Below are 18,741 nucleotides of genomic sequence, written 5' to 3'. Positions count from 1 at the left end.
CGTAAGTTGAAGCTTTATCTCCATTACCCTACAATTCTTTAAATGATAAAAAATGTAGGGTAATGGAGCGTGTCATGTCAGTTTTAGACAGCATCTTGGAAGAAGAGTATGAGCGCTCGGTTCGAATGTGTCACCATATACGTAAGGAGCTTGAGCGTCTTCCAAAAGGTAGCGTTCGAATAAAGAAAATCAATGGTCGCGAGTATTATTATCGGACTTTCCGCGAGGGGAATAAGGTAAGGTCCGCGTATATTCCTGCTTCGGAGGTTGATGCGGTTCGTGCACAGATCGAGCGTCGGCGCGAGCTTCAGTCCGCCTTGCGGGAGCATCAGCGTTCTCAGAAACAAATCGAGCGTGCTTTGGGAGTGAAGCATTAAATTGACTGAACAGCAGAAGGCCTTTGCGAGGGTGCTTGATCTTATAGAAGATGCAGGGTGCTTGCCCCACGTTATCCTTGTGGGCTCTTGGGTTGAGTTCGTCTATCGCGAAGCGGGCATATTAAAAGGTTTTATGCCGAACATAAGAACGTTGGACGTTGACTTTCTCATAAGAAATCTGCGTCAGCCAAATCCTGCTGCACAGCTCGCTTCTTTTGCTCGTGAGAATGGCTTTTTCGTAGAGTCAGACGTGCTCAACGGAACCACTAAAATCCTTGACGCCTCTTCAGGCCTTGAAGTTGAATTTCTAATTGCAAAACGAGGGGCGGGCGCGGAAGTTGCCCTAAAAACACATATCGGAGTAACGGCACAAACGCTTCGACATATGGACATAATGTCCAAAGACTCCATTGAGGTCGTTTGTTTGGGGCATCTTGTGCGCGTTCCCTCTCCAGAAGCGTACGTGGTCCATAAGATGGCTATCAATGACCAACGTGGTGCGAAGGCAGAAAAGGATGCGCAGGCAGTTTTAGGTATGTGGCCCTATCTTGATGAAGAGAGCGTCCACAAGGTGCTCGATGGACTAACAAAGAAAGAGCGGAAGCGCGTTGAATCGTTTGCCCAGAAATGGGGAGTCGATTTAGACGTTTAATGTCAATCCAAATATGTGCGACAGGCGCAACATGTTTGTGGCTTGTTAGACATGCGAGGGAATTGTGGCAAAACACGACAAAGTTCAAAAAACCAATGCGATGCGTGAGCTTGATCGGGCAGGTATTGCCTACGAAGCGTATGAATACGAAGACGACGGTACCGAGGCGCGTGGCTTGGGCGCTCGAATCGCCGAGCGCTTGGGCGAGGACCCGGAGCAGGGATTCAAAACGCTGGTAACGGTGGCTCCTTCAGGTAATCACGTGGTGTGCTGCATTCCCGTTGCAGAGGAGCTCGACTTCAAGGCAGCGGCTCGCGCGGTGGGGGAGAAGTCGCTTGCAATGCTGCCTACCAAGGAGCTCGTCGCTGTTACGGGCTACGTGCGCGGCGGCTGCTCGCCGGTGGGCATGCGCAAGCAGTTTCCCACGGTGATCGATGAGACGTGCATTCTATTCGATGCGATTCATATTTCCGGCGGTCGTCGGGGCTTGAGTCTAACGGTGGGAACCGACGATCTCGTGGCGCACCTTGGGGCAGTGGTTGCTTCCATCACGCGATAGGGCACGCAGAGCCTTACACCGATGTGTAATATCGCTGCGTTAGCTTGGTATTTCAGCTATCGCCCCCAGCACCTTCTCCGTGTCATTCGCCCTCAACCGCCTAATCCACACTCGGCCAAAACAACAAAACCCGAGGTATAAGGCTCAAGTTGACCTTTAAAGTTCCCTGTATGTTGTGTGTGGCTTGGAGGGGTGTGCGAAATTGCCCTTTACAATTGAACACGTGATTTTGACATTATCCGGTTTGCGAGAGGATTCGAAGTAATGAGATTCCATAGCAGCCTGCTTCTTGGCGCTCGTCGCGCTGTCGTTGCAAGCCTTTCCTTTACGCTTGTTTGCGCATCAGTTCCCACGGTCGCACATGCCGACACCCAGAGCGATCTTGCCGCTGCACGCGCACAGCTTGAGCAGATTGGCAACGAATACGCTGCCATCAATCAAGAGATTGAAAAGCTCGGTGCGGATTTGCAGGAAACTTCTCGTCAGATTGAAGAGACGACCGACAAGATCGATACCGCCCAGAAGGAACTGGCGAATTATACGTCGACTGGCTACAAAGACGGTGGCATCACGCTGACTCGCGTGTTCCTCAACTCCACGAGCTTGACCGATTTGCTCTCGGGCCTTTTCTACGCGGCCAAGGTGAGCAACGCTCAGGCGGAACTCATTCATGAGGTCGAGGACCTTCAGGACGATCTTGAGGAGCAGCAGGCCGAGCAGCAGGAGGCAATGGATAGCGCTGAGGCGCGTCTTGCCGAGCAGGCCGAAAATCAGGCGCAAGCCGCTGCGCTCGTTGCTTCGCTCGATGCCCAGGTTCGCGCTGAACTCGAGGCTGAGGCGAAGGACAACGAGTCCATTCAGAACGGTATGGATTCTGCCGCGGGCGGTCAGGATAATGGCTCCAGTCAACAGCCGAGCGATTCCGGCTCCAACAATTCGGGCAACACGGGCGGTTCTGGCTCTTCATCCGATGGCAACGGTTCAAACAACGGCTCTGGTAACGGCGGGAACGGTGGCTCCGGCAGCGGTTCGGGCGGTGGCTCAAATGGCGGTTCAAGCACCGTGGGCGCTTCCGCGTTGAGCATCGCCTTGCAGTTCGAGGGAAGCCCGTATGTGTACGGCGGTGCGTCCCCTTCCACGGGTTTTGATTGCTCCGGCTTGACCATGTACGCCTATTCTCAGCTTGGCATCTCGCTGCCGCATTCGGCGGGTGCCCAGATGGGCTTGCTGCAGCGTAAGGGCCGCTTCACCACGAGCATGAGTGAGCTTCAGTACGGCGACCTCGTTTTCTTCCCAGGGCACGTGGCGTTTTATGTCGGTGGCGGCATGTGTTTCGGCGCTCGACGCCCCGGCGTTCCCGCGGGTACGACGTCCATGTCGTATTTCGGTGCCTTCCTCGGCGGAGGCAATTTCTAGCGGATGCTCCCAGCGTTTGCGCGTGCCCGTCGACCAGCCTGCCTGGTTTTCGGCTGTCTACCGTGACGCGCTGTGCCCCAAATGACTTGCTACGTCGCTTCTATTCGAAGAAATATGGGTATGGAGGGGGCGTGTAGGTTGTAGTCGTCTGTTCGGAGCTGGTAAAATGCATATGTCCATCGCTCGCCTTGGCAAGCGCGAGAGCTCAATGTTCGTTGCGATACGCTTGGGCACACACGATAGGAGACGTTATTACAATGACGCACTTTAAACGTAGCCATGCTGTTATCCCGATTGCCGCACTAGCTGTCACACTCGGCTTCGGCCTTGTTGAATTCCCCATGCAGTCCTATGGTGTCACGAGCGCCGAGCTCCAAAGCGAGCTCGATGCGGCATCCAAGCAGCTCAACAACCTTTATTCGCAGGCTGAGCAGGCAGGTTATGACCTTCATGCCGTTCAGGCAGACCTTCAGGAAATCGAAGAAAGCATTTCCGAAACCGAAGCGCAGATCGAAGAGGAGGAGCAGCAGCTTGCCGAGCTCCAGGGCGAGCTGGGTGTCCTCGCGGCCGGACAGTATAAAGACGGTGGCTTGAGCCTTATCACGCTTCTGTTCAATTCGGATGATCTTGGCACGCTCGTTTCGAATATCCGCTATGCCGATAAAATCGCGGAACATCACCAGAACGTTATCGCCCAATCCAAGGAGCTCCAGAAGTCTCTCGACGAGAAAAAGGCTTCGCTTGAGGCAGATAAGGCCGAACAGGAAAAGCTCGTAGAGGAGCAGCAGGCTCGTGCCGATGCGGCGAATGCCGCTGCGGCGGAGGCGCAGGCATATTACGATCAGCTTTCCGATGAGGTCAAGGCGAAGATCGAGGAAGAGCAGGCCGCTGAACGCGAGCGCGCTCGCCAAGAGGCCGAGCAGGCCCGCAAGGATGCCGAGAACTCCGCCTCTTCCGGTTCCAACTCCGGCTCCAATGGTGGAAGCTCTTCCGGCTCCGGTTCCAATGGCGGCTCTGGGAACGGCGGCAGCACCAACAACGGGGGAGGGTCCAGCTCTGGTGGCAGCCACACCACCTCTTCTGCGGCAAACGCCATGACCGCCCGCGCTTGGGGTATCATCGGATCCGGTTATTCTTGGTCGGGTTATCGTTGGACCGGAGATGTGAACACGTCGGTGTTCACCTGTTCCGGCGTCGTCGACTATGCCTTGGGCCTGCCCACCAACTCCAACAGCCCTGAGTCCCTGTACGGTGCCGTGGGGTCGAACCTCACGCGTGATATCGGCAAGCTTGCCTATGGCGATCTCGTATTCTTCCGCACGGGAGGTCGTTCTCCCGGACATGTTGGCATTTACGTCGGCGGCGGCAGCATGATCGACTCTTGCCCCGGTGGCGGTGTCCAAGTGAGGTCGCTCAGTTACATCGGCGGCTTCCTCGGCGGCGGACCGATCGTCTAATCCAACAACCCCATGAGCGGCGGGCCCATGGTACCGCCGCTTTTTCTTTTTCAAACGTAAACTCGAATGTTATCCGATACAACAAGGCTGGTTTGCATGGCAGTTGAACATACGACCCAGACGCCCCCAGGCGCCCCTCAGTCGACTGAATCTCAGGACCTCACGCCCGATGATGAGGAGATGGACGTCGAATCGGTTGGCAAGTCGACTGCCCTTATGAGCGGCTTGGTTATCGTCAGCCGTATCACGGGCTTTTTCCGCACGTGGGCTCAAGCATATGGCCTGGGCGCCTCGCTGACGGCTAGCGCGTTCACCGTTGCCAACGGTATGCCCAACGCCCTTTATGAGCTCGTGATGGGCGGCATGCTCGCCACGGCATTCTTGCCCGTGTATGTTTCGGCAAAGCGCCGCGCCGGCAACGAGGGTGCGAGCGAATACGCTTCGAACCTCCTTTCGCTTGTCACACTGCTCATGTTCGGCCTGTCGGTCCTGTCGTTCATTTTTGCGGGCGAGATCATCTGGACGCAGTCGTTCAATGCGAGCGCGGAGTTCAACCGAGATCTCTCGGTTTACTTCTTCAAATTCTTCTGCATCTCAATTGTGCTGTATGCGTTGTCCTCGATCATCTCGAGCGTGCTAAACGCCGAGCGCGATTACTTTTGGAGCACCGCCGCGCCCGTGGTGAACAACATCATCACCACTGCGTCCTTCTTCACCTATGCGTTCTTCATGGATGCCGGCCTCGAGCAGGCGGCGATTTTGACGCTTGCCATCGCCAGCCCGTTGGGCGTGCTCTCCCAGGTTTTGGTCCAGGTCCCGGCGTTGTTGAAGCATGGTGTTCGCCTGCGTTTCCGTATCGACCTGCACGATCCGTGCATTCGTGAGACCCTTACCATCGGCATCCCCACGCTTATTGTGACGCTCGTGTCGTTTGCCACGACGTCCGTTCAGAGCAGCTGTTCGCTCATGGTCAATCCCAACGGTGCGACCATCACCTACTATGCACGCATCTGGTACATGCTGCCTTATTCGGTGTTTTCCATTCCCATCACGACTGCGATGTTCACCGAGCTTTCGATGTTCGTTGCGAGCGGCAATATGAAAGCGTACGTGAAGGGCCTTAGCGACGGTTCGGGCAAGATACTGTTCCTGCTCGTTCCCTTTGCCATGTATCTCATGGTATTTGCTCCCTGCTTGGCGGGTATGCTCAGCAGCTCGCGCATGGATGCACAGTCGGTGAGCGAGCTTTCCGATTACATCACGTGGCTGGCGATTTCCCTGCCGGGGTACGGCGTTGCTACCTATCTGCAGAAGGCCTGCTCTTCGCTGCGAAAGATGTATCTATTCGCCATCGCGGAATGCATCGCGGGAACGGTCCAAATTGTGATTTGCCTGGTATTCACTCCGATTTTCGGTCTGAACGTCGTCGGCTTCAGCTCCACGTTCTTCTTCGTCTCCATCGACCTGGTCACCTTCCTCATCTTGCGTAGAGAGCTTGGGAGCATTGGATTCAAGTCGATTCTGACCGCGACCGTTCGCGCTCTGGTTTTGGGCGGTGCCGGTGCGGCAGTCGGTGCGGCGATTCTTTGGGCTCTCCAGATGTTCATGGCGCCCCTTGCAGGCGGCATGTTGCAATCCATGGCGTATGCCGTCCTCGGCGGCATCCCTGCCCTCGTGGTGACGTTCGGCCTGGCTATCGCCATGCGCTTACCCGAGGCATCATTCCTTACCGTTATTCTGGGGCGCTTTGTTCCGCAATCCGCACGGAGTTAGGGCGTCGACATCAGAAGGGAAATCTATGCTATCGGACGATCGCGCAATCGAACGTCAAATTTCCGAGGTACTTTCTCAGCGAACGGGAACTTTGGCCGCCGATTGGCACTGCGTCTTCAAGGCGCGTTACGGCATGCACGTCGCATTCGAGGCGATTCGCGAATGCATGGGGGAGGGCGAGGTCGCCACGCAGCTCCTTACCTGCTGCACGGCCGTCGACCCCATTCTTTCTGCCGATCTGACGCCCCGCTATTGCGACATCTCGCCTCGAACTGCCTCCATCGACTCGCTTCGCCTCGACCTGTCTGGTTCCGTGCGCGCTGTCGTGTTGCAGCATACGTACGGCATTATCGACGACGCCTCTTCACGTGAGCTCGCCCGCTGTGCTCACGAGTCGGGTGCTGTCGTTATCGAGGATTGCGCCCATTGCGTGGGGCGTATGGCTCTCGATGAGGAGGGCCGCCCGCTTGCCGATATCTCCGTGCACTCTTTTGGTATCGAGAAGGTGCTCGACACCCTTATGGGCGGTGCCATTTGGGTCAACCCCGCGTCACCGTTTTCCGAGCTTGCCGCCGAGGTATCCCGTCGACTTGCTGAACTGCCGTCCGCTCCTGTGCGCATCAAGATGTTGTCGCGTATGAATCGCTTTCAGCTGCGTGTTTTCGGACATCTGCCGCACGACATCCATGTTCGCTGGTATCGCAGGCTGTCATCTCACGGCCTGTTCGAGCCCGCAGTTGCGGAGGAGGAGCGTCGCGGGCGGTTGCCGTACGACCCCATGCGTCCCTCGGCGTACGTATGCAAAAAAGCCTTGTCGGCGCTGAAGGGTATTGAGGGAATCGAAGCATCCAAACGCGAGCTCGTTTCCATCTATCGACGGGGATTGTCGGGTGTCGAGGGTATCGAGATTCCCGCGGCGGCGATGGAGGGCGAAGCTCAGCCCCTCCTCAAGTTCCCCTTGCTCGTACATGACACCGCGCTTGCCGATTGTGTGGTCGAAGCGGTGTGTGATGCGGGTTACTTTACTTCGGCGTGGTACCGACCCGAGCTGTACCCAAACGTCCTCGATAAAGAGGCATATCACGTTCCTACCGATCGCTCGAATCTGATGGAAAATGACCGCTTTATCGCGCGTGTCGCCACGCTGCCCACCAATATCACGCCCGATGCCGCCCAACGTGTTGTGGAGGTTGTCCTCGGCGTGGTCTCTTCATAGAAGCTGCAAGACCAACGCGGCTCCTTTGACCATAGGCTTTATGATAGAGGGCCGTTGAGATGATTATCCGTCGCGAGGCATGGACGAGAAGGACTATTGACGATGAACAGCACTGCGCCGCTTTTGAAGCAGGACGAGATTGCCACTCGATTCGTTCCCGTTGTATTGGGTGGCGAGGTTTTCGCGTACTCTCTCGCTCGTTGTTTCAACGAGGCATACGGAATCAAAACCATCGTGCTCTCTGCGGTGAATGTCCGTGTGACATCTTCCAGCCGCTTTGTCGATTACCGTATCTGTCCTGAGATGGGGCAGGGCGACGACGCCATCGTCGCGTTGCTTTCCCGCTTGGGAGAAGACCTCAAGCAGCAGGGCAAGGTCGCCCTCGTCATCGGCAGCGCCGACTGGCATGCGCGCCTGCTTTCCTCTCACAAAGAGGAGCTTTCCCGCTGGTTCGCGGTTCCCTACAACGATTTTGAGTTGCTGGATGAAATCACCCAGAAGGAGCGCTTTTACGAGCTGTGCGAGGAGCTCGACATCGCCTACCCCCGAACCTGGTCCTTCGATTGCTCCGATCCGAACGTGCAGATCGATGCCGAGTCGTTTACCTATCCGGTGATTGCCAAACCATCAAATTCCGCTCGGTATGACCTCATGAGCTTCGAGGGAAAGCAGAAGATTTACGAGGTACACGAGCCGCGTGACCTTACGCGCATTTTCAACCTCCTGCGTGATGCCGGCTACGATCGCGAGTTGGTGGTGCAGGACTTCATTCCGGGCGAGGACGATGCCCTTCGCTCGCTCACGACGTTCTCCGATGCTTCGGGTGACGTTCGCGTGGTTTCCGGCGGCAGGGTGGTCGTGCAGGATCACTCACCCTTCCTCATCGGAAACCCTTTGTGCATCCTTTCCGAGCGCGTCGAGCGGATCATCGAAGACGCCAAGCGCTTCATCAAGCATACGGGTTACCGCGGCTATGCGAATTTCGATATCAAGTTCGATGTGCGCGACGGTCAGTATAAGTTCCTCGAGGTGAATACCAGACCGGGTAGAAATACGTATTACATGGCCCTGGGCGGTGCGAATATCGCCGAGCTCTTGGTTGACGAGTACATCTTGGGCCGGGAAATCCCTTATCGCGAGGCGTACGATCGCTTCCTGTATACATGCGTTCCCGCCAAGGTCATTCGCAAGACCGTTCAAAATAAAGAGCTTCGCGATGAGGTTTTGTCGATGTACCGAAACCATGGGGCGCAATACCCCTACGATTGTCCGAACGACACGATTGAACACAAGGCGTTTGCCACCGCGGTTTATCTCAACCAGATAAAAAAGTTCAAGCGTTACGTTTGGGATGTGGCGACGTGTGAGGCGCACGCGTAGCAAGCGCGTCTGCGGTACGATTGACGCCAAAACATGACCGATGACGAATCGAGGCGATGGCAAGTGCAGGTGCGCGCTCTCACAAGGAACGAATATGAACGCGTATTGAGCGAAATCGCTCCCAATGCCCCTATTGAGCAGCTGCCCGTGTGGCAGGATTTCGAGGCGACGATTCCGGGCCGCAGTCCTTGGGGTTTCGCCGGAATATACGAGGGGGATGCGCTTGTCGCGGCTATCTCGTTCATGCAGTACGAAACGCACGGGTATCGCTACCTGCGCGCTCGACATGCTCCTGTGTGGGCGGTCGAACCCACGGAGGAACAGGAGCGAGCTGCCCTGGATGCGCTGGTTTCATATGTGCGTGCTCGGGACAAACGCCAGGTCTTCGTGCGATTGGCGGTTAAGAACGAACTGCCTGCCACGCGCCGTTGCCTGTCCACGCTCCCATACGATACAACCGTCATCATTAATCTCGAGGGCGGCGATGAAGCCATCCTCTCTCGCATGAAGCCGCGCGGGCGTCGCGACGTGCGCAAGGCCTTGCGTGAGTGCGAGCTTGCGTTTTCCGATGAAACCGAACGCGCCATCGAGTCGTTCGACGAGTATTACGAGGTCATGCTGCAGACTGCCGAACGCGATGGATTTACCGCCGCGCCCGCAGACGACTACCGCAACATGCTCAAAATCCTGGGGCCCGAGCATTGCCGTCTCTTCTGCGGACGCGATGGCGACACCGTGATCACCTGGACCATTGCCACCATTTCGGGCACGCGTGCCACGCGCTATTACGGCGCCTCCCGTGCGTGCGATGCGCGCTTCCTCGCCACCGACCGTCTCATTTATTTTGAGGCCTGCGAGCTGGGGCGTATGGGGTGCACGGAATATGACCAAATGGGCATCGGCAGCGAATTCGCTCCCGAGACGCTCAATCTCAACACGTTCAAGACCAAATTTGCCAAGGACGGCGTGACGACAATCGCCCCTGATCGCGATTTGCCGGTCAAAACGGGCTTTTACAGCGCCTTGGTACTTGCAAAACGTCTACGTGCACGGCTGCGTGGCAGGTCATAAGGAGTAGTCCTTTTATGCCTCGTTCGCTCGACACGCACGGCCGCCCCGGGCAAAACCTTCCCATCGCCCCCTTTGATGCTCACGCCGCTTCGGCGCATGTGCGCGAACAGGGGGCGGATCACGCCCCCTCGCTGGTGGAACAGGTCGCGAAGGTACCCACCGATCCCGGCTGTTATCTGTGGAAAGATTCTTCGGGCGAGGTCATCTACGTGGGCAAGGCCAAGAACCTGCGTGCCCGCTTGCGCCAATATGTGACGCTCACCGACGATCGCGCCAAGATCCCGCTCATGATGCAGCTCGTGGCGAGCTTTGATTACCTGGTGGTGGGAACAGAACACGAGGCCCTGGTGCTCGAGCGCGAGCTCATCGCGCAGTATCATCCGTATTTCAACGTGGACTACAAGGACGACAAGTCCTATCCCTACATCGCCATCACACGCGGCGACGTGTTTCCCGCCATCAAATACACGCGCGAGAAACATCGTCCCGGTACGCGCTACTACGGCCCCTACACCGACAGCCGTGCCGCCCGTGAGACCATCGACACGCTGCGCAAAGTGACGCCCGTATGTTCCGCAACCTGCGCGGAGTGGAAGCGCGTGCAGCGCCTGCTCGCCAAACAGCCCGACGATGCGGACGTCATCGAGCTCATCTGCGCGAATCAGGGCCGTCCGTGCTTTGACTATCACGTAGGACGCGGCCCCGGCGTGTGTGCCGGCATGATCAGCCGCGAGGAGTATGCGAAAAACATCCGTCGTGTGGAGCGGTTCCTGTCTGGTCAGCGTCGCGAGCTGGTGAACGACCTCAAGGCCGACATGGCCGAGGCCGCCGCAGAGCTCGATTTCGAGCGCGCGGGGCGTATCAAGCGCCGTTTGGAGGTCGTGAACGGCTTGGACGATCGGCAGCAGGTGGTGTTTCCCACGAGCGTCGACTTGGATCTTATCGGCTTTTACCGCGAGGAGACCATCGCGGGCGCCTGCGTGTTCGTGGTACGCGAGGGGCGCGTGCAGCGTACCTGCGAGTTCATTTTGGACAAGGGCTTTGATATCGATGAGGTCGAGCTCACTGCGGGTTTCGTTAAGCGCTACTACGACGAGACCTCTGACATTCCAAGTGAGGTTAACGTGGCGGTCGACCTGGCCGATGCCGAGGTGATAGGGGAGTGGCTCACTGCCAAGCGCGGCCGCGTGTGCCGTATGCACCGCCCGCAGCGCGGTGAGAAGCACCGCCTGCTCGAGACAGCTGAGCGTAACGCCCGGCATGCTCTCATGCGCTACATGATGCGTACGGGCTATTCTGACGATCGCACCAATCAAGCGCTGCTGCAGCTCGAGAGCGCCTTGGCGCTCGACGCACCTCCCCTGCGCATTGAGTGCTTCGACATCTCCACGCTTCACGGCGCCTTCACCGTGGCATCGATGGTGGTGTTCACCAACGGCAAGCCCGACAAATCCCAGTATCGTCGCTTCAAGATCCGCGCCGAGCTCGATGAGGCGAACGACTTCGCCTCGATGAGCGAGGTGCTCGGTCGCCGCTATGCGCCCGAGCGTATGGCCGACGAACGCTTTGGCAGCCGGCCCGACCTGCTCGTGGTCGATGGCGGTCGCCCGCAGCTCACCGCCGCGATTCGACAGCTCGAGGAGCTGGGGCTCGACATTCCCGTGTGCGGTCTTGCCAAGGCCGACGAGGAGGTGTTCGTTCCCTGGGACGACACGCCCATCGTGTTGCCGAGCGGGTCGGCCTCGCTCTACCTCATCAAGCAGGTACGCGACGAGAGCCATCGCTTTGCCATCACCTTCCATCGCGAGCTGCGTGGAAAGGCCATGACCGCCTCCATCTTGGACGAGATTCCGGGCATCGGCCCCAAGCGCAAGCGGGCGATCATGCGCCATTTTGGGTCCATGAAACGTTTGCGCGCAGCGAGCGTGGAAGATATTTCTGCCGTTGATACGGTAAATATGAAATTAGCCCGAGAAATCTATGAAGCGCTCCATGCGTTTTCGCGCGAGTCGAGTAACGAGGATGCGACGTATTCTCAACAAATGTAAAGCATGCACTTTATCTAAATGTAGAACCTTAATATCTCGCGTTGTCAACAACACGCCCGAACGGTCGGTTTACCGTCTGGGCGGCGGCGCAACCGTTTACCGAGCGTCTGACGTCATGGATAAACGCAGGAGTTACCTTTAAATCGCATGTAAGGTGTATGGAGCGCAATGTGTTCTCCATACCGATTGAGCGCATGATTGGAGAGCTCATGAAAGCATTGTCAAAGGGTATGTCTCGTCGTTCCTTCCTCACCCTCACGGGTGCCACGGCTGCGGTGGCGGGCCTCGGCCTGACCGGCTGCGGTGGTGGCGACAAGGAGCCCGCAGGTTCCGCTCCCGCTGGTGGCGAGGGCGGCGGCACGATGACCATCGGCTCCGCCTACGCCCCGTCCTCCTATGATCCGGCAAACTGCTCCTCGGCATTCTGCCTGAGCGCCAACATGAACGTCGTTGAGGGCCTCTACAACATCGACTTCACCGACTATTCCGTCATCTCCGGCCTCGCCGACGGCGAGCCCGCCAAGATCGACGACAACACCTATGAGGTTACGCTGCGTGAGGGCGCCAAGTTCTCTGACGGCACCGATGTTACCGCCGACGATGTCGTCGCTTCTTTCGAGCGCGCCACTGCCGAGGGCGGCATGTACGTTTCCTTCCTCACCATGTTTGACGCCATCGAGAAGAAGGACGACGCCACTGTCACCGTCAAGTGCAATATCGCCAACTTCGGCCTGCTGAAGGAGCGCCTGGCCATCATCCGCATCACGCCGGCCTCCCAGTCCGCCGACGACGCGGCCGCCAAGCCCGTCGGCTCCGGCCCGTGGATGTATGACGAGATGTCCGACACCTACGTCACGCTCCTTCCGAACGAGAACTACAACGGCGAGTTCCCGGCCAAGGACGCTGCGATGCGTATCGACGTCCTCACCGACACCACCGCCCGCACCACCGCTCAGGAGGAGGGCACCACGCTGATTACCGAGTCCGTGCCGCCCGAGTCCATCGAGCAGCTCGAGGCCGCCGGCGTCACCGTCGACCAGGTCAACGGCTTTGGTACCCGCTTCATCATGTTCAACGTGAAGAAGGCTCCGTGGGACAACGTCAAGGTGCGTCAGGCCATCATGTATGCGCTCAACACCGAGAAGATGGTTGCCAACGCCTTCTCCGGCCTTGCTTCCATCCCCACTTGCTACCTGCCGGAGTCCTTCACCAACTATCACAAGGCCTCCGTCACCTACACCTATGATGCCGACAAGGCCAAGAGCCTGCTCGAGGAGGCTGGCGTGACGCCCGGCTCCATCGTGCTGCGCACCACCGACAACGCTCAGGTTGTTTCCATGGGCACCCAGGCCCAGCAGGACCTCCAGGCCCTCGGCTTCACCGTCGAGCTCGTTTCCGACCAGTCCCCGGCAACCTATGCCGCCATCGACCAGGCCGACGACTCTTGGGATATCCTCATCGCCCCGGGCGATCCGTCCTGCTTCGGCGGCGACACCGACCTGCTGCTCAACTGGTGGTTCGGCGACAACAACTGGATGTCGACCCGCTGCGCTTGGAACACCTCCGAGGAGTGGAAGACCCTCAACGGTCTCATGAACGAGGCTCTGGGCGCCGACGAGGCCGGCCAGCAGGAGGCTTGGAATCAGTGCTTCGACATCCTTGCCGAGAACGTTGTTCTGTACCCGGTGCTCCAGGTCGTTACCCCGACGGGCGTTTGGCGCGAGAACCCCAGCCCCGATGGCGTCGCCGTCAGCGCGGACTTCAAGGGCATCGGCACGACCGGCGTCCAGGTTGTCGGTGTGAGCACGGTTACTGCTTAATGCGTTCTCCCATTTCGATGGGATGAAGATCCCTACGCGTAAGTAGGCAATTGCGGGGCAGGGTGAGCTTCACGGCGTCCTGCCCCGTTTTGTTTTGTACTGTTGGCATATCGAGGGGGGAGTGTATGAATAATCTCCTAAGACTCGTGGGAAGGCGTTTGATCGCACTTCCGTTCATGGCTATCGCCGTGACGTTTCTGATTTTCTTCCTCATGTCGTTCTCGCCGATCGACCCTGCCTATAAGGCCTTGGGCGAGTCCGCCACGCAGGAGCAGATTCAGAAGTACCACGAGGACTACGGCTTGGACGATCCCTGGCCGGTCCGTTACGTCCGTTACCTGGGTGACTTGCTCCATGGCGACTTGGGTACTTACAGCGCTCGCCGCAATTCCGTGGCCGACCGCATCGTCAAGGCCCTGCCCGTCACCATGCAGCTCACGTTCTTCGGCCTGCTAATCGGCGCCGTCGTATCGTTCCTCTTGGGAATCATCGCGGCACTGTACCGCGATCGCTGGCCAGACCAACTGATTCGATTAGTGTCGATCGCGGGACTCGCGACGCCGTCGTTCTGGTTGGCAGTCCTCCTCATCTTGATATTCTCCTCGTTCATGCATGTGCTGCCCGCATCTGGCGCGCTGCCCAACCCGGCGACGAACTTCGGCGGGTACATGGCTCGCATGATCATGCCCGCGATTTCCCTGGCAGTTCCTCTTACCGGCCAGATGACGCGTATCGTGCGTACCGCCATGGTCGAGGAACTCGATAAGGACTACGTGCAGACCGCCAAGGGTTCCGGCCTTCCCCAGAAGGTCATCATCGCCCGCAACGTGTTGCGCAACGCCCTTATCACGCCGGTTACCACGCTCGGCATGAAGATCGGTTACCTCATGGGCGGCGCCGTCGTCATTGAGGTCATCTTCAACCTGCCTGGTATGGGCATGGCAATCCAGGACGGCGTTGCCGGTAACGAACCCATGCTCGTCATGGGCGTTGTCATCGTCGTCGCCCTCTCCTTCATCATTGTCAATATCGTGGTTGATATGCTGTACCTGCTCATCAACCCGAGGATTAGGAGCGTGTAGCCATGCTGACTCAAAGAAAAGAGGGAGCAGAGCAGCTCGAGGGCATGGCAAAGAAGTCCGGCGGATTCAAACTCTCCGGTCTCAAGAACATGAAGCTCTCGTCCAAGATTGCCCTGGGCATCCTGATCGCCGTGGCGCTCGTCTCCATTTTCGCGCCGCTCATCGCGCCGTATGACCCCTATGCGATCGACGTCGCCCGCCAGGCGCCCGATGCCATGCACATCATGGGTACCGACGATAAGGGCCGCGACATCCTGTCCCGTATCCTGTTTGGCGGTCGTATCTCGCTCGTCATCGGTTTCGGCGCCACGCTCTTCGCGTTGGTCACCGGCTCCATCGTCGGCGCCCTTGCCGCGGTGACGCGCAAGTCGGTCTCCGAGTTCATCATGCGCGTGCTCGACGTCATCATGTCGGTCCCCGGCATCGCCCTCGCAGCCGTGCTCGTGACCATCCTCGGCAAATCCGTTCCGGCCATCATCTTCTCGATCGGCTTCATGTACATGCCGCAGATCGCCCGTATCGTGCGCGCCAACATCGTGTCCGAGTACGGCGAGGACTACGTGCGTGCGGTTATCGTCTCGGGCGCCCGTGCTCCGTGGATTCTGGTCAAGCACGTCCTGCGCAACTGCGCGGCCCCCATCATGGTCTTCACCGTGACCCTCGTCGCTGACGCCATCATCTTCGAGGCGTCCCTGACGTTCCTGTCCGCGGGCATCGCCGAGCCCACGCCGACCTGGGGCAACATCCTGGCCGACGCACGCGCCGGCGTTCTGTCCGGCCGCTGGTGGCAGGCGCTCTATCCGGGCATCGCCATCATGCTGACCTGCCTGGCGCTCAACATCCTTTCCGAGGGCATCACCGACGCCATGGCAGCCGCTCCCTCCGCGCCCGTCGACACCGAGGGTTCCTCCTCCCGTCGCGAGGCCGACCTGCTGGTCGCCGATCCCGTCCGCGCTTACAAGGAGCAGGCGGAGTCCCTGGCCTCCCGTCTGGCGGCCCTGCGCGAGGTCGAACTTGCGCGCACCGATCGCCGCGTGCCCGACCACTCGGTCGAACCGTTGCTGCAGGTCAAGAACCTCTCCATCGGTTTCCCGCGCCACGGTGACGTGAACGTCGTGGACAACGTGTCCTTCGACGTACGCCCTGGCCAGTGCATGGCGCTGGTGGGCGAGTCCGGCTGCGGCAAATCCATCACCACCAAGACCATCATGAATCTTCTGCCGCCCACGGCGCGCATCACCGGTGAGCTCCTGTACAAGGGCACCAACCTGCTTGACCTCAGCTCCGAAGAGCACCGTAAGCTCCTGGGCAAAGAGATTGCGATGGTCTACCAGGACTCCCTTTCCGCGCTCAACCCCTCGATGCTCATCTCCGCTCAGATGAAGCAGCTCACCAGCCGCGGCGGCACCCGCTCGGCCGAGGAACTGCTCGAGCTCGTGGGCCTCGACCCCAAGCGCACGCTTGAGAGCTATCCGCATGAGCTTTCCGGCGGTCAGTGCCAGCGCGTTATCATCGCCATGGCACTGACGCGCGACCCGTCACTCGTCATCTGCGACGAGCCCACCACGGCTCTCGACGTGACTGTGCAAAAACAGGTCATCAAGCTGTTGAACGACCTGCAGAAGAAACTCGGCTTCGCCATGATCTTCGTGAGCCATGACCTTGCGCTCGTGGCCGAGGTGGCCAGCGAGATCACCGTCATGTACGCTGGCCAGGTCGTCGAGTCCGCTCCCACCAAGGAGCTGCTCACCAACCCGATCCACGAGTACACGCAGGGCCTGCTGGGCTCCGTGCTCTCCATCGAGGCGCACGACGGTAGCCGTCTGCACCAGGTGCCGGGCTCCGTGCCGTCTCCGGCGGACTTCCCCGCGGGCGACCGCTTCGCCCCGCGCTCGAGCCATCCCACGGTCGGCCTCGACGTGCATCCGATCCTCAAGCCCGTCCCCGGCGTCCCCGATCACCTCGTTGCGGAGATCCCCGACGAGGAGCTCGCCAAGAACGGTCTCGTCTCCCGTTTGGAGGTGAGGTAAATGGCAGAGAATACCTCTCAGCAGCCGGTCATCTTCCTCGACAACATCTCCGTGACGTTCAGGACCCGCACCGGCTCCATCCTGCATCCTAACCTCGTCAAGGCCGTGAATGGCCTCACCATCAAGCTCATGCCCGGTGAGACCATCGGTATCGTGGGAGAGTCCGGCTGCGGCAAGTCCACGACCGCCAACGTCATGTGCGGCCTGCAGTCGCCCACCGACGGTCACGTGTACTTCAAGGGCGAGGACGTCACCAAGCGCACAGCGGACCTCCGCAAGAAGATCGGTCGCGTGGTCTCCGTGGTGTTCCAGAATCCCGCCACGGCGCTGAATCCGCGCATGTCCATCCACGACCAGCTGCTCGACCCGCTGATTGTGCACAGCGTGGGCTCGGATGCGGAGCGTGAGGCGCGCATCTGCGAGCTCTTCGGACTCGTGGGTCTGCCGTCCTCCGCGATGTACGCGCTGCCCGGCCAGCTCTCCGGTGGCCAGCGCCAGCGCGTGGCAATCGCCCGTGCGCTCTCGCTGCAGCCCGACGTCATCATCGCCGACGAACCCACGTCTGCCCTCGACGTGTCCGTGCGCGCGCAGATCTTGAACCTACTCACGGACCTCAAGAGGGAGCTCGGCTTGGCGATGGTCTTCATCAGCCATGACATCCAGACCGTGCGCTACATCTCCGACCGCATCATCGTCATGAACCATGGCCAGGTGATGGAAGAGGGCCCGGCGAGGCAGGTCTTCGACGACCCGCAGGACGATTACACCAAGCTGCTGCTCGGCGCGGCGCCCTCGTTGCTCCACCCCAACCTGGGCGAGTAGGGATTTTCGTTCGAACGCGCGCTCGGGGGTTTCCGGGCGCGCGTTCCTACCTGGGAGCACTTGAGGAGGACGATGTTCGACGATACAACTTTGGAGCGTTTCCGCTCCTATCGGGGCATCGACGCATGTCCTGAAGATTTCGATGCATTCTGGGATGCCCGGGTGCGGGAGGCGGACGCCGTTCCCGTGAGCTATCGCGTCGAGCGCGCGGCGATGCCGTCGGGTAGCGCGTGCGACCTGTTCGATCTGTGGTTCACCGGTATGAGGGGCGCCGAGCTTCATGCCAAGTATCTCCGTCCGCGCACCGATGACCCGGTTCCGCTCGTGTTGCAGTTCCACGGGTATCCGGGGGCGTCGCGCAGCTGGTTCGAGCAGTGTTCGTTCGTGGGCATGGGCATGGCGCTCATCGCCCTCGATTGCCCCGGCCAAGGCGGGCCTTCGCAGGACCCCGGCGGTTTTGTGGGAACCACGGTGGCCGGGCATATCGTCGCCGGTCTCGATGGCCCGGTTGAGAACCTGTACTACGTGCGCCTACATCAGGACATCCGCATCCTGTGCAATATCGTGTCCGAGCTCTCCGGCATCGACCGTGAGTGCGTCTATGTGAACGGCGCCTCGCAGGGAGGCGGACTCGGGCTTGCCACCTGCGCGCTCAATCCGGAACTCATCGCCCGTGCGGCGATTCTCTATCCGTTCCTCTCGGACTTCCATATGGTGTGGGACCTGGGGCTCGACGTGGTTGCCTATGAGGGCATCGGGTACTACTCACGCTGGTTTTCTGCCGCGGGGGAGCATCTGGATGACGCCTTTGCTAAGCTCGCGTATTTCGACTCCAAGAACTTCGCGCATCTTGTGCACTGCCCTGTGCTGTTCGGCACGGGTCTTGAGGATACGGTTGTTCCCGTGCCGACGCAGTTCGCGGTCTACAACAATCTCACCTGCGAAAAGGAACATCACCTCTATCCTGGCTTTGGGCATGAGGAGATCCAGGAGTTTGATGACCGTATCATTCCGTTCCTCTGTGAGAGGGGGTAGGCG

Annotated in this window: 15 protein-coding genes; all 15 read left to right on the top strand. The window is 59.1% G+C overall.

Features of this window, described 5'->3' with window-relative positions; translation table 11 throughout:
* Positions 1-74: 74 nt before the first annotated feature.
* The 15 genes from C1711_RS03090 to C1711_RS03020 all read left to right on the top strand — a co-directional run bounded on the left by C1711_RS03090 (position 75) and on the right by C1711_RS03020 (position 18,738).
* The gene (locus C1711_RS03090; protein ID WP_102337747.1) at positions 75-377 is read left to right on the top strand and encodes a hypothetical protein; all 303 of its coding nucleotides are present in this window, start codon (positions 75-77) and stop codon (positions 375-377) included.
* A gap of 1 nt (position 378) precedes the next feature.
* Positions 379-1,029 carry a GSU2403 family nucleotidyltransferase fold protein gene (locus C1711_RS03085; RefSeq protein WP_102337746.1) on the top strand — a complete coding sequence of 217 codons (651 nt, stop codon included), beginning with the start codon at positions 379-381 and terminating at the stop codon, positions 1,027-1,029.
* Positions 1,030-1,093: 64 nt separating this feature from the next.
* Entirely contained in the window at positions 1,094-1,588 is a 495-nt protein-coding gene (gene ybaK, locus C1711_RS03080) for a Cys-tRNA(Pro) deacylase (protein ID WP_102337745.1), read from the top strand.
* A 264-nt stretch (positions 1,589-1,852) separates the two neighbouring features.
* Positions 1,853-3,004 carry a C40 family peptidase gene (locus C1711_RS07960; RefSeq protein WP_102337744.1) on the top strand — a complete coding sequence of 384 codons (1,152 nt, stop codon included), beginning with the start codon at positions 1,853-1,855 and terminating at the stop codon, positions 3,002-3,004.
* Positions 3,005-3,261: 257 nt separating this feature from the next.
* Positions 3,262-4,461, top strand: a complete 1,200-nt coding sequence (locus tag C1711_RS07955) for a coiled-coil domain-containing protein (protein ID WP_102337743.1) — start codon at positions 3,262-3,264, stop codon at positions 4,459-4,461.
* A 96-nt stretch (positions 4,462-4,557) separates the two neighbouring features.
* On the top strand, positions 4,558-6,234 hold the full coding sequence (gene murJ / locus C1711_RS03065; protein ID WP_159060031.1) for a murein biosynthesis integral membrane protein MurJ: 1,677 nt from the start codon (positions 4,558-4,560) through the stop codon (positions 6,232-6,234).
* A gap of 25 nt (positions 6,235-6,259) precedes the next feature.
* Positions 6,260-7,450 (top strand): DegT/DnrJ/EryC1/StrS family aminotransferase, encoded by a 1,191-nt coding sequence (locus tag C1711_RS03060; RefSeq protein ID WP_102337741.1) that lies wholly within the window; start codon positions 6,260-6,262, stop codon positions 7,448-7,450.
* Positions 7,451-7,552: 102 nt separating this feature from the next.
* Positions 7,553-8,830 carry a carboxylate--amine ligase gene (locus C1711_RS03055; protein ID WP_102337740.1) on the top strand — a complete coding sequence of 426 codons (1,278 nt, stop codon included), beginning with the start codon at positions 7,553-7,555 and terminating at the stop codon, positions 8,828-8,830.
* Between the two features lie 105 nt (positions 8,831-8,935).
* On the top strand, positions 8,936-9,901 hold the full coding sequence (locus C1711_RS03050; RefSeq protein ID WP_234346198.1) for a lipid II:glycine glycyltransferase FemX: 966 nt from the start codon (positions 8,936-8,938) through the stop codon (positions 9,899-9,901).
* Between the two features lie 14 nt (positions 9,902-9,915).
* Positions 9,916-11,949: an excinuclease ABC subunit UvrC gene (gene uvrC / locus C1711_RS03045; RefSeq protein ID WP_102337738.1), complete on the top strand. Its 2,034-nt coding sequence runs from the start codon at positions 9,916-9,918 to the stop codon at positions 11,947-11,949.
* Positions 11,950-12,119: 170 nt separating this feature from the next.
* Positions 12,120-13,769 (top strand): ABC transporter substrate-binding protein, encoded by a 1,650-nt coding sequence (locus tag C1711_RS03040; protein WP_324761439.1) that lies wholly within the window; start codon positions 12,120-12,122, stop codon positions 13,767-13,769.
* Between the two features lie 125 nt (positions 13,770-13,894).
* On the top strand, positions 13,895-14,851 hold the full coding sequence (locus C1711_RS03035) for an ABC transporter permease (protein WP_102337737.1): 957 nt from the start codon (positions 13,895-13,897) through the stop codon (positions 14,849-14,851).
* A 2-nt stretch (positions 14,852-14,853) separates the two neighbouring features.
* Complete coding sequence (locus C1711_RS03030) at positions 14,854-16,881, top strand: dipeptide/oligopeptide/nickel ABC transporter permease/ATP-binding protein (protein ID WP_102337736.1); 2,028 nt, start codon at positions 14,854-14,856, stop codon at positions 16,879-16,881.
* Positions 16,882-17,703 (top strand): ABC transporter ATP-binding protein, encoded by an 822-nt coding sequence (locus tag C1711_RS03025; RefSeq protein WP_102337735.1) that lies wholly within the window; start codon positions 16,882-16,884, stop codon positions 17,701-17,703.
* Between the two features lie 72 nt (positions 17,704-17,775).
* Positions 17,776-18,738 (top strand): acetylxylan esterase, encoded by a 963-nt coding sequence (locus tag C1711_RS03020; RefSeq protein ID WP_102337734.1) that lies wholly within the window; start codon positions 17,776-17,778, stop codon positions 18,736-18,738.
* Positions 18,739-18,741: the final 3 nt, after the last annotated feature.

This window comes from Collinsella provencensis (assembly GCF_900199705.1).
In the GTDB taxonomy this organism is placed as follows: domain Bacteria; phylum Actinomycetota; class Coriobacteriia; order Coriobacteriales; family Coriobacteriaceae; genus Collinsella; species Collinsella provencensis.
The sequence above is the reverse complement of the archived record's forward strand: the minus strand, read 5'-3'. Positions and strand labels throughout refer to the sequence as shown.

Excerpts from the sequence above, each read along its gene's own strand:
- C1711_RS07955 (WP_102337743.1), top strand. The coding sequence starts at position 3,262 with ATGACGCACTTTAAACGTAGCCATGCTGTTATCCCGATTGCCGCACTA.
- C1711_RS07960 (WP_102337744.1), top strand. The coding sequence starts at position 1,853 with ATGAGATTCCATAGCAGCCTGCTTCTTGGCGCTCGTCGCGCTGTCGTT.
- murJ (WP_159060031.1), top strand. The coding sequence starts at position 4,558 with ATGGCAGTTGAACATACGACCCAGACGCCCCCAGGCGCCCCTCAGTCG.
- C1711_RS03055 (WP_102337740.1), top strand. The coding sequence starts at position 7,553 with ATGAACAGCACTGCGCCGCTTTTGAAGCAGGACGAGATTGCCACTCGA.
- C1711_RS03035 (WP_102337737.1), top strand. The coding sequence starts at position 13,895 with ATGAATAATCTCCTAAGACTCGTGGGAAGGCGTTTGATCGCACTTCCG.
- C1711_RS03060 (WP_102337741.1), top strand. The coding sequence starts at position 6,260 with ATGCTATCGGACGATCGCGCAATCGAACGTCAAATTTCCGAGGTACTT.
- C1711_RS03020 (WP_102337734.1), top strand. The coding sequence starts at position 17,776 with ATGTTCGACGATACAACTTTGGAGCGTTTCCGCTCCTATCGGGGCATC.
- C1711_RS03090 (WP_102337747.1), top strand. The coding sequence starts at position 75 with ATGTCAGTTTTAGACAGCATCTTGGAAGAAGAGTATGAGCGCTCGGTT.
- C1711_RS03025 (WP_102337735.1), top strand. The coding sequence starts at position 16,882 with ATGGCAGAGAATACCTCTCAGCAGCCGGTCATCTTCCTCGACAACATC.
- uvrC (WP_102337738.1), top strand. The coding sequence starts at position 9,916 with ATGCCTCGTTCGCTCGACACGCACGGCCGCCCCGGGCAAAACCTTCCC.
- C1711_RS03030 (WP_102337736.1), top strand. The coding sequence starts at position 14,854 with ATGCTGACTCAAAGAAAAGAGGGAGCAGAGCAGCTCGAGGGCATGGCA.